The organism is Streptomyces poonensis (assembly GCF_014650915.1).
Lineage (GTDB): Bacteria > Actinomycetota > Actinomycetes > Streptomycetales > Streptomycetaceae > Streptomyces > Streptomyces poonensis.
This window is the reverse complement of sequence record NZ_BMVW01000030.1, coordinates 33,731-44,713: the sequence shown is the minus strand read 5'-3', so window position 1 is coordinate 44,713 and position 10,983 is coordinate 33,731. Positions and strand designations below refer to the sequence as shown.

General features: G+C 68.7%; 12 protein-coding genes. 5 read left to right on the top strand and 7 right to left on the bottom strand.

Annotated features, from left to right (window positions below):
- The first annotated feature begins 960 nt into the window (after nt 1-960).
- Nucleotides 961-2,427 carry a non-reducing end alpha-L-arabinofuranosidase family hydrolase gene (locus IE242_RS36770; RefSeq protein ID WP_189867328.1) on the top strand — a complete coding sequence of 489 codons (1,467 nt, stop codon included), beginning with the start codon at nt 961-963 and terminating at the stop codon, nt 2,425-2,427.
- Between the two features lie 54 nt (nt 2,428-2,481).
- Complete coding sequence (locus IE242_RS38750; protein WP_268249546.1) at nt 2,482-2,682, top strand: non-reducing end alpha-L-arabinofuranosidase family hydrolase; 201 nt, start codon at nt 2,482-2,484, stop codon at nt 2,680-2,682.
- Between the two features lie 69 nt (nt 2,683-2,751).
- On the opposite strand, the gene IE242_RS36760 is transcribed toward IE242_RS38750, so the two are convergent.
- The 4 genes from IE242_RS36760 to IE242_RS36745 form a co-directional block, all read right to left on the bottom strand.
- Nucleotides 2,752-2,922, bottom strand: coding sequence for a hypothetical protein (locus IE242_RS36760; RefSeq protein ID WP_189867326.1), 171 nt, complete (start codon nt 2,920-2,922; stop codon nt 2,752-2,754).
- Nucleotides 2,923-3,068: 146 nt separating this feature from the next.
- A complete protein-coding gene (locus IE242_RS36755; RefSeq protein ID WP_189867324.1) occupies nt 3,069-3,206 on the bottom strand; it encodes a hypothetical protein in 138 nt (45 codons plus the stop codon).
- Nucleotides 3,207-3,377: 171 nt separating this feature from the next.
- A complete protein-coding gene (locus IE242_RS36750) occupies nt 3,378-4,271 on the bottom strand; it encodes an alpha/beta hydrolase (RefSeq protein WP_189867322.1) in 894 nt (297 codons plus the stop codon).
- Between the two features lie 42 nt (nt 4,272-4,313).
- On the bottom strand, nt 4,314-5,537 hold the full coding sequence (locus IE242_RS36745; protein ID WP_189867320.1) for an FAD-dependent oxidoreductase: 1,224 nt from the start codon (nt 5,535-5,537) through the stop codon (nt 4,314-4,316).
- Between the two features lie 195 nt (nt 5,538-5,732).
- On the opposite strand from IE242_RS36745, the gene IE242_RS36740 reads away from it, so the two are divergent.
- From IE242_RS36740 to IE242_RS36730, 3 genes are all read left to right on the top strand, one after another.
- On the top strand, nt 5,733-6,632 hold the full coding sequence (locus IE242_RS36740) for a LysR family transcriptional regulator (RefSeq protein WP_229859981.1): 900 nt from the start codon (nt 5,733-5,735) through the stop codon (nt 6,630-6,632).
- 114 nt (nt 6,633-6,746) lie between these two features.
- The gene (locus IE242_RS36735; RefSeq protein WP_229859978.1) at nt 6,747-7,346 is read left to right on the top strand and encodes a TetR/AcrR family transcriptional regulator; all 600 of its coding nucleotides are present in this window, start codon (nt 6,747-6,749) and stop codon (nt 7,344-7,346) included.
- Nucleotides 7,347-8,013: 667 nt separating this feature from the next.
- Nucleotides 8,014-9,504 (top strand): MFS transporter, encoded by a 1,491-nt coding sequence (locus tag IE242_RS36730; protein ID WP_229859975.1) that lies wholly within the window; start codon nt 8,014-8,016, stop codon nt 9,502-9,504.
- A gap of 268 nt (nt 9,505-9,772) precedes the next feature.
- Here IE242_RS36730 and IE242_RS36725 read toward each other — a convergent pair whose 3' ends face one another.
- From IE242_RS36725 to IE242_RS36715, 3 genes are all read right to left on the bottom strand, one after another.
- On the bottom strand, nt 9,773-10,000 hold the full coding sequence (locus IE242_RS36725) for a carbohydrate-binding module family 20 domain-containing protein (protein ID WP_189867316.1): 228 nt from the start codon (nt 9,998-10,000) through the stop codon (nt 9,773-9,775).
- 213 nt (nt 10,001-10,213) lie between these two features.
- Complete coding sequence (locus tag IE242_RS36720; RefSeq protein ID WP_189867337.1) at nt 10,214-10,597, bottom strand: TIGR03618 family F420-dependent PPOX class oxidoreductase; 384 nt, start codon at nt 10,595-10,597, stop codon at nt 10,214-10,216.
- Nucleotides 10,598-10,828: 231 nt separating this feature from the next.
- On the bottom strand, nt 10,829-10,966 hold the full coding sequence (locus IE242_RS36715; protein WP_189867314.1) for a hypothetical protein: 138 nt from the start codon (nt 10,964-10,966) through the stop codon (nt 10,829-10,831).
- Nucleotides 10,967-10,983: the final 17 nt, after the last annotated feature.

Here is a 10,983-nt window from a genome sequence, read left to right as displayed (position 1 = left end):
AGCAGACCGCGGACCTTCGGGCGCATAGCGGGTCCGGGAAGGGCGTACAAGCCCATGACTGTGCCTCCAAGGTAGGAATTACGGAATGACTGAAGCGCAGGGGGCAGCGTCGTCCGCTCCCACTCGGCAGACGGACGGGGCAGGCCGGAACCTGGGCAGCAGGGAATCACCCGACACCGCGGTCATGGGACCGGCAGGATCGCAACTGGCACGGACGGCACCCGGTCGGCCGCCGGGGTGACGTACGGCGGACGGCCACGGTCTTTGGGCACAGGCACGGAAGTACTCCATCGCGGCTCAGCCGGGGGACCGTCACGCGGCGTCGCGTACCTCTCCGACTGCACGGACAGCCAGGATGCGCCGGGGCGAACCTCACCGGAACGAAACGGGGTGACGCAGGTGCTTCGGTGCACGGATCTGTCGTGCAGCCGATGCGTGGATCTGCCGTGCAGCACAGTCCACTCAAGACCAACGCGTTCGAAATTTCGATCTGTAGTCGGTACTCCAGACAGGGATGATTGAGGGATTGACGGTGGCCCGTCAATACTCCTCGCAGGAAAAGTTTCCGTTCACGTCCCGAAACATTCGAAGCCCGTCGAGCCGGACGGTGCATTTGCACCCGCCGCCGTCGGCGGATGCCGTAGGGCCCGAGGCCGGGACCGGGGCGAGTGTGCGGACGCCGCTCACGCGCCTTCCTCGCCGACGCAGACCCTTGGATGGCGAGCCGCACCGCGAACTTCCGGAGTGTTCCCGGTCGGCGCGACAGCTTGTCAAGCCCGAAGGGGAGAAACCGTTTGCGGACAGATCTGCGACAGATCTTGACCGGGGGGCCTCACATTCCTAGCTTGTGACGTCGAAGGATTCGGAGACCGTTCGAAAGTTTCGAGATCGTCTCTGTCCCGGCCCGGCCGCTCCGCGGTTCATCGGCGCCACCTCCCCCGCCCCCAAGGAGGCCCTCTGATGTGGTTTAGTCACGCGTCCCCAGTCCGTCCAAGACGCTTGCTCGCCGTCCTTTCGCCCTTGCTGCTCCTGGCCGCCTTCCTCGGTGCCCAGCCCGCCGCCGCGGCGACCGTAGACCCCAACGCCTCGTATGTGCTGGTCAACCGCAACAGCGGCAAAGCCCTGGACGTCTACAACATGGCGACCGGCGACGGCGCCCGCATCACCCAGTGGACCAGGAACGATCAGAACCAGCAGCAGTGGCAGTTCGTCGATTCCGGGGACGGCTACTACCGCATCAAGTCCCGCCACTCGGGCAAGGTGCTGGACGTCTACAACTGGTCCAGCGCGAACGGCGGCTCGATCGTCCAGTGGGCCGATCTGAACGCCACCAACCAGCAGTGGCGGCTGGCCGACAGCTCGGACGGCTACGTGAGGCTGATCTCGCGCCACAGCAACAAGGCTCTCGAAGTACAAGGCGCCTCCACCGCGGACAACGCGAACATCGTCCAGTACGACGACTGGGGCGGCACCAACCAGCAGTGGCAGCTCGTCAAGGTCGGCGCCGACACCCCCGGCTCGTGCGCTCTTCCGTCGACCTACCGCTGGTCGTCGACGGGCGCGCTGGCGCAGCCCAAGCAGGGGTGGGCCTCGCTCAAGGACTTCACCGTCGCCCCCTACAACGGCAGGCAACTCGTCTATGCGACCACGCACGACACGGGGACGAGGTGGGGTTCGATGAACTTCGGCCTGTTCACCGACTGGTCGGAGATGGCCTCGGCCAGCCAGAACACCATGTCCCATTCCACCGTCGCACCCACGCTCTTCTACTTCGCGCCGAAGAACATCTGGGTGCTCGCCTACCAGTGGGGCGGGACCGCCTTCTCCTACCGGACGTCGAGCGACCCCACCAACCCGAATGGCTGGTCATCCGAACAGGTGCTCTTCTCCGGAAGCATCTCCGGCTCCGGAACAGGACCCATCGACCAGACGCTCATCGGTGACGGGACGAACATGTACCTGTTCTTCGCCGGCGACAACGGCAAGATCTACCGGGCCAGTATGCCGATCGGGAACTTCCCGGGCAGCTTCGGCTCGACCTCGACCGTGGTCATGAGCGATACGACGAACAACCTGTTCGAAGCCCCCCAGGTCTACAAGCTGCAGGGCCAGAACCGCTACCTCATGATCGTCGAGGCGATCGGCTCGCAGGGCCGCTACTTCCGCTCGTTCACGGCCACCAGCCTGAACGGCTCATGGACACCCCAGGCCGCGACCGAGAGCAACCCCTTCGCAGGCAAGGCCAACAGTGGCGCCACCTGGACCAACGACATCAGCCATGGCGAACTGATCCGCACCAGTGCCGATCAAACCATGACCGTCGATCCCTGCAATCTGCAGTTGCTCTACCAGGGGCGCAGCCCCAACTCAGGCGGCGACTACGGACTCCTGCCCTACCGTCCGGGCCTGCTGACACTGCGGCGCTGACGGCATGAAACGGGCCGGCTCCGGTATGGAGCCGACCTGGGCGGGCTCGGCGGAGTGCCGAGCCCGCCCGGGTCGGGCGACAACGTCTCCCACCACGCCCTGTTCGAAGCGAGCGACGTCCACAAGGTGCGGGAAGCCAACCAGCATCTGCTGCTCGTCGAGACCGTCGGACCGGGCGGCAGGCGCTGCTTCTGCTCATGGACCTCAACCAGCCTGGTGGGTTCTGGGAGATCGCCCACGCGGGCGATGCCGTGACCCGGACTCGGCGGGAGGCGCCCCGCTGACCGACTGCGGGCCCCCGACGAGCCGGGGGCCCGCAGTCGGTCAGCGAGTCGACCTGCTCCGGCGCGGCGAGGCGACGGGCAGCAACTCGCTCACGTCCTGTGTTGCCTGCTCGCCGAGCCGCTCGTTCGTCCCGGCCTCGCCGACCCGCACGTTCGTCCCGGCCCCGCCGGCCCGCTCATCCGACTCGGCCTCGCCAGTCCTCTCGCTCATCGCAGGACCGCCTTTTGGTACACCGGGTCCGACGCGGCGAGTTGGGTGTGGGTGCCGGTGCGTGTCGCGCGCCCGCCTTCGATCACGACCACCCGGTCGGCGCGGGCCAGCAGCGCGGCTGATCAAGCAGCAGTACGACCAGACGGTCAAGTACGCCACCGCGGTCCGGCTCGAAGAACGACCCTGTCGCGGGCGAGCTGTCGAGCCACGTAGCGAACGGCGACGCTGAGGATCGTCTCGTTGAGCACGACGAGGAACGCACCGCCGGCCAGCGGCAGCAGCACCTTCCTCCACTCCCCCGGTGTGGGAGCCGGCTGAGCGGGCTGGGACACGTCCTGGGGTCCTCCCGGCGGGTCGACCGCCCGGTGGCGGATGGACGCACGGGGCGGAACCGCACGCCCGGCCGGGGTACGGGCCGGGCGTGCGGCGGCGGTAACGGTGTGCGGTGCCCGGTGCTACCTGGCGAGCGTCTCGGCCATCCACTTCGCCGAACGGGCGATGATCTCGCCGAAGTGGTGGGAGAGGATCTCGTAGTGCTGGCCCGGATACTCGATGAGTTCCTTCGGCTCGGGGATGCGCTCGAACATCTCCCGCGCCTCCTCCACCGGCGCCACGGTGTCCTCGCCGGCGAGGATCATCAGCGTGGGCTGGGTGATGCGCTCGGCGTAGGCGCGGACCTCCACTTCGAAGAGGTGGTCCAGGGTCGAGATGGTGATGGCGTTCCTGAAGCTCGGAAGGTTGTGGATCATGTTCTCGACGAACTCCAGGCCCTCCTCGTCGCTGAACATGACCGGGTCGCCGGGCGCGGGCTCACCGTGCAGCCGGATGGTCCTCGCCGGCTCGCCCTTGGCCTGGGCCTGACGGTCGACGGGGATCAGCGCCTCCAGCTCCGCGAGGGTGTCGGCGGGCTGGAGCTTACGGGCGCTCCAGCCGCTGACCGGCGGGATGACGGCGGAGACGGCCTTGACGCGGGTGTCGGTCGCGGCGACGAACATCGAGTTGGCACCGCCGATGCTCACCCCCCACAGGCCGATGCGGTCGCCGTCGATGTCGTCGCGCAGGGTCAGGTGGGTGATGATGTGCCGCAGGTCGCGGCACTGCTGCCAGGGATCGAACAGCTGGCGGGGCTCGCCGCCGCTGTATCCGGTACAGCGGTGGTCGTACGCCAGACAGACCAGGCCCTGCTCGGCGAAGCCCTGGGCCTGGAACTTCATCGACTCGGCCGGGCCGCCGAGACCGCCCTGGAGGATGACGACGGGCAGCGGGCCCTCGGCGTCGTCCGGGCGGGTCAGCCAGCCGCGCAGGGTGATGCCGTCAACGGTGAACTCGATGTCCTCGACCACGGGCATGGTGCTCTCCAGAAGTTGTGTGTGTGCGGGGTTCGGGGAGGGTCAGCGGCCGGCGACGGGAACGTAGTCCGGCAGGAAGTCGGCCTGGTCGAAGGAGCGCGGGTCGGCCGAGGCGCGGAAGATCGGCCAGACCTCGGCGCGCATGCCTTTCTCGTAGGCGGCGATCTCCTGCAGCAGGTCGCCGTCGCCGTTGACCGCATGGTTGAGGGCGGCGGCCAGGGACGCCGCGTCGCGCAGGGCGGTGTTGGCACCGGAGCCGAACGAGGGCGGCATCGCGTGAATGGCGTCGCCGAGGAAGGTGACGCGGCCGGTCTCCCAGGTGTCGACGGGCTCCAGGCGGCGTACCGACATCGGCGCGAGGGTGGACATGTCGACGCGCTCGACCAGCTCGACCACGCCGGGGTGCCAGCCGCGGACGGCCTCGCGCATCACGGGACGCAGTTCCTCGGCAGTGGCGTTCCACAGGTCCGGGATGCCGGCGAGGTAGGGGCTTCCCTCGCTGAAGCCGCAGTGAACCATCATGTACGGCTCGACGTGGTCGATGTCCGCGCCCGGGGCGAGTTCCGCGACGGCCTCGGCCACGGGGCGGCGGGGCTGCCAGGCACCGAAGGAGAGATTCACCCCGTCCGCCGAGCGGGCCAGCACGAAGCCGTCGAACAGTGCCTCGGGCAGGGCGGTGACCAGGTCGTCCGTGAGCGGGACGCCGGCCGCGACACCGCGCATGCCGGTGTCGACCGTGGGTATCTGCGGCAGCCGTTGACGTCGCACCGAGGAGTGGAGTCCGTCCGCGGCGATCAGGACGTCACCGGTGGCGGAGGTGCCGTCGGCGAAGAGCAGCCGGATCTTGTCGCCGTCCTCCTCGTAGCCGGTGACCGTGTGGCCGAAGTGAACGATGTCCTCCAGCCCCGTGTTCATGATCTGGCGCAGCGTGCGCCGGTTGACCGCGGTGTGCGGGCGGTCGGGGTCGTTCGGCGGTCCGATGTGAGGGCGCGCGCCGATCTCCTCGCACTGGTCGTCCAGCATGACGAACACCTCGCGCCGCGGCCTGACGCGGGAGGTCTGCATGTACAGCTCGTAGAGATTCTCCGGGAGGCACTCCTCGAGAGCACCGCCGCCGGTGGCATTCATGTGCAGCCGGTATCCGGTCCGCACGACACCGTGGGCCGCTTCGTAGACGGCGCAGCTGATTCCGGCTTTCTTCAGTCCTTGCGCCAGACAGAGGCCCCCGATTCCTCCACCGGCGACGAGAACGTGAAACGACGACATCGGCGTCCCTGCCCTTCTTGAACCTTCAACGCGTCGATGCGGCGGGCGAAAAGCCCTGCCGAGAACGCGGAGCCCGGTGCGGCTACGTCTCTGGACTCGCGGTGCCCTAGTCTTGCCGCACCGAAATTCATCAGGGAAGCTGAATTCGATGATGTCCGTTATAGATGAAGCTGATACCCCAGGCAGGGGTCGCACGTGAGCCCGGACCTCAACCTCCTCGTCTCCATGGACGCCTTGCTGCAGGAACGCAGCGTCACGCGCGCCGCCCAGCGCCTCGGACTGAGCCAGCCGAGTCTGAGCGCCGCCCTGGCCCGCCTGCGCAGGCACTTCGACGACGAACTCCTGACCCGCGTGGGCAACTCCTACGAGCTGACCGCCCTGGGCGAGCGCCTCGCCGAGCAGACCTCATTGGCTCTGAGCTGGACGGACCGGGTCTTCCAGACGCGCGCCGACTTCGACCCCGAGCATTCGGAGCACGAGTTCACCCTGGTCGTGGCGGACTGCCATCTGCCGGTGTTCGGGCGGGTGCTGGCCGATCTGATCCAGCGACAGGCTCCGCACGTACGCCTGACGTTCCAGCACAGCACCGCACAGTTCGTGCACCGGGCCTCCGACCAGCTGCGGGCCGTGGACGCGATCGTGCTGCCGCAGGGCGTCCTGGTGAACATGCCCACACTGCAGCTCTACCGGGACCGCTGGGTCTGCGTGATCTCCTCCGACAGCGCCGGCCGGCCACTGGACCGCGAGCAACTGTCCGGCCGGCCCTGGGTCTTCGCCTACCAGCACCCCTTCTCGGCGCTGTCCACGATGCCGCGCCTGGCCGAGGAGGGCGTACGTATACGGTCCTCGATCACCACGGAGGACTTCCTGGCCGTGCCCCACCTCGTGCGCGGCACCGACCGCATCGGCCTGATGCCCGAGCGCGTCGCCCGCCTGCACCCCGCCGGCGAGGGCGTCACCATCGCCGACCTCCCCTTCGAACTGGGCGACCTGCTGGAATCCCTGTGGTGGCACCCCGCCCACGAGCGGGACCCCGCCCACACCTGGCTGCGCCACATGGCCTCGCAGGCGGGACGCATCGTGGAACGGTCCTGAGATCCGTGCGCTCGGTGACGTGACCAGGGGCGGTACTCGATGAAACATTTGCGTTTCATCGAGTACCACCCTAGTTTGCGTACGGGACTGTTCCGATTCATCCAGGAGGCGTCTGTGGCGACGGACGAGGCCGCTGCCCCCGTCAAGCGGCCGCGGGTCACCGCGGAGCGCGAGCAAGAGGTGCTGGCCGCCACTCTCCAGGCGCTGAGCGACACCGGTTACGAGGCCCTGTCCATGGACGACGTGGCCGCGCGCGCCCACTGCAGCAAGGCGACTCTCTACCGGCTCTGGCGGAACAAGGCCGGCCTGGTCTCGGCCGCGATCCGCAGCAGCGGCCCGGTACGTCCCACGGAGGTGGACACCGGGAGCCTGCGGGGTGACCTGATCACGGTGGCCGAGCGCCTTGCTCAGCACGCGACCCAGGACAGTCGGCTGTACGCGGCTCTCAGCCACGCCATCCTCACGGACGACGAGTTGGCCTCCGCCGTACAGACGGCCCTGTTCCAGCCGGACACCGAGCACGTCATGCGATTCATCGACCGAGCGGTCGAGCGCGGGGAGCTCACCCACCGGCCCGCGGCAGCCGACTTCCTGCCGCAGGCCTTCAGAAGCCTGGTGATGAGCCGCTCCGCGCTCGACGGGACCCTCCTCGACTCGGACCACCTCTCCCGGTTCATCGACGACTGGGTGTTGCCGGCCCTGCTGAACACCTGACCGGCGGCCCGGCATCCCTCGGACGGCCAGGGCCGACACCGACTTCTCCCGCACACCGCGCAGCAAAAGGACGGCGACGCACGCGACGCCGACGCCAAGGACCGCCGGCACGAAAGCGGAGATCCTGGTCCGGTCCCACCGCACGCCCCAGCCCGGAGGCGATCGGCGCCGACCCCACATCGCCAGCAGTAGAGCGGCCGATCCGGCCTCGCCGAACCGGTCGCCGGGTGGGCCGGCACCGCCCGCATCTTCGTCGTCGCAGGAGTTCCAGTGGGCGGCACTGTGGATTCGGCACCAAAACACACGTCAATACGTCGACGCGGCCCTTTTCCCCTCCGCCGAGTTCCGGGGAGCAGAAATAAATAAGTGACCGGCCCGAGCGAATGGCCAGGTCCGCCGCGCTGCTCCCCGTCGTGAGCCGCACGCCCTTGAAGGACCACGCGAGCCGGCCTTCCCGTCCCACTTGGCCGGTCGCAACGGCCACTTGGAGAGAGAGACCCCCGACATGGAACGTTTGCGTTTCATCCACGGCGGTCGCTATGGTGGATGAAACGGACCCGTTTCATCTCTGTGCTGGGCCGGCGGCCCCGGAGCCGATCCAGGCCGGTCCGACGGGCCTCGTTCCCCCACACCACCACTCACGCACTTACGACTCCAGGAGCACTCCGTGTCGCAGTCCACTGCAACCCGGGCACCCGCCCCGGCGGGCGCGCGCCAGACCGACCACCGCTGGTGGATATTGGCGTTCGTCGGTATCGCGCAGCTCATGGTGGTGCTCGACGCGACCATAGTGAACATCGCACTTCCCACCGCCCAGGCCGACCTGGACTTCTCCGACGGCGCCCGGCAGTGGGTCATCACCGCCTACTCGCTCGCGTTCGGAAGCCTTCTCCTCCTGGGCGGGCGCATCGCCGACCTCTTCGGCCGCAAGATCACCTTCCTCGTCGGTCTCGTCGGCTTCGCCGTCGCCTCCGCCATCGGCGGCGCGGCGCCCAGCCTCGAACTCCTCGTGGCCGCCCGCGCGCTCCAGGGCCTCTTCGGCGCCCTGCTCGCCCCCGCCGCCCTCTCCCTGCTCACCACGACGTTCACCGCCCCCAAGGACCGCGCCAAGGCGTTCGGCGTCTTCGGAGCCATCGCGGGTGCCGGCGGCGCGATCGGGCTGCTGCTGGGCGGGCTGCTCACCGAGTACCTCACCTGGCGCTGGACGCTCTACGTCAACGTCGCCTTCGCCGTCGTGGCGTTCATCGGCGCCTTCGCCCTGCTGAAGCACGACGGACGCAACCGCGACGCCGCCCTGGACGTGCCCGGCACCGTCCTGGTCTCCGCCGGCCTGTTCGGCGTCGTCTACGGCTTCGCCAACGCCGAGTCCCACAGCTGGACCTCCGTGCAGACCTGGGGCTTCCTGGCGGCGGGAGCGGCGCTGCTCGCCGTGTTCACCTGGTGGCAGACCCGGGCGAAGCACCCGCTGCTGCCGCTGCGTGTCCTCGCGGACCGCAACCGCGGCGCGTCCTTCGTCTCGGTGCTGCTCATCGGCGCCGCGATGTTCGGGGTGTTCCTGTTCCTGACCTACTACATGCAGATCATCATGGGCTTCACGCCCGTCAGGACGGGCCTGGCGTTCCTGCCCATGGTCGGTGCGATGATGACCGGCACCATCCTGGCCACCAACGTCCTCGTGCCCCGCGTCGGACCCAAGCCCGTCGTCCCGGCGGGCATGGCCATCGGTGCCCTCGGCCTGCTGTGGATGACCACGCTCGGCGTCGACAGCTCCTACGCCACGCACGTCCTGCCGCAGCTGATCGTCACGGGCCTCGGCATGGGCCTCATCATGGCCACCGCCATGAACCTCGCGGTCTCCGGTGTCGCCCACCACGACGCCGGTGTCGCCTCCGCCGGGGTCAACACCATGCAGCAGGTGGGCGGTTCCATCGGCACCGCCCTGCTGACCACGATCGCCTCCAGCGCATCGGCGGACTACCTGGCCTCCCACCCGGACGGCACCCAGGCCGTGATCGCGCAGGCCTCCGTCGAGAGCTACTCGGCCACCTACGCCTGGACGGCCGCCATCTTCGCCGTCGGAATCGTGGCGACCGTACTGCTCTACAAGCGCGGCGTGCCCCGGCACGACGAGTCGGCGGCACCCGCCGTCCACATGTAGGCGCAGGCCCGCAGGACCGCGGCGACGGCCACGGGAAGTCGAGTGGGTGCCCGGTCAGCCCGACCGGGCACCCACCGCCGTTCACCAGACGACTGTCACTCCACACCTCGACCCGTACGGGCCCGACCGGACCGACCGGCTTCATGGGCTCGACGTGTCCAGGTTGCAGAGCTGTCCCACGTGCCGTCACCAACGTGTCCGAACAGCACGTCTGGCGCCGCCGGAGGAGGGCCGGGCGGTACGCCCGCCCGGCCCTCCTTGCGGGCGGTCAGTTACGGAAGGCCTCGTGGGTGATGTAGGTGCCCGTCGGCGGGGTGACCGTGGTGCGGTTGGGGCCGCTCTCCCATACGACGGGGGTGTTGGCGGCCTTGACGATGTACTTGTACTCCACGCCGGTGTTGGCCGGCAGGATGACGGTCGCCGACCAGGTCGGGTAGGAGGCCGAGGAGAGCGGCACCGCCTTGTCCGGGTGAACGAACCGGGGAGTCGCTACCACACCTCACGTGCCATTCACCCCGAAGCACCCCGAGTCGACCGGAGTGTCCAGCCGTGAGCACTCCGGCTGCCGGCCGAGCCGGTCAATGTCTTGATCTGCACGCGAAGGTCATCCCCAGGTTTTCAACCCTGGTGGGTTCGGCCCTCCACGAAGTCCTACCTCCGCTTCAACCTGCCCATGGAGGTCTCACCCGTCCCGGGTCGGGGCCGGGGATCACCACCCGGAGGGCTTCGCGGTCCCCATGACCCGACTGACGGTGATCTCGATGACGACCCGGTTCGGATTGACCCGCGGGATCTTGTACCGCTCGGCGTACCGGCGCTCGGCATCGGCGACGGATACGGGGTCGTCCTTGATCACGGCGGTGCCTTCGAGAGTGCACCAGCGCCGGCCCTCGGCCTGCCCGACGGACACGCGTGCCTCGGCACCGGCGGCCAGAGCGGCGCGGACGTTGCGCGCCTTCTTGCTTCCGCCGTCGGTGATGACGCGGGCGATCCGTGCCTCGGGGTCGTACGTGACACCGACCGGGGTCAGATGCGGAGTGCCGTCAGGCCGGAGAGTGGTCAGGAAGCATGTGCGGCGCTCCCGCCAGAACATGTCGTCCCCGCCGTCAGCCTGCGGTGCGCTGATGTCCAACGTCGGTCTCCTTGGTACGAAAGGCTCGGCTCGGCGCCCACGAGCCCGAGGAGGCGAGGAGGCCGGCGGTCAGACCGTAACGCGGAGCTCTGCGGGTTCAGACGCCGGGTTCGCGTTTCTCAGAGGACGGTTCGTGAGTCTTTGAATGGTTGTGGTGTCGCCTGATGGTGTGGGCGGGGTGAAGACCGCTGGTCAGTGGACGGTGTCCTGCCGCAGTGGCGGGGTGAGCGAACGGAAGCCGTGACCGAGCCCCCTGCCGGACGAGCAGTGGTCGTTGATCGAGCCGGTACTCGTGGCCTGGAAGGACCGGCACAGCCGTACGTTCGACATGGTGACGGGTGCGGACG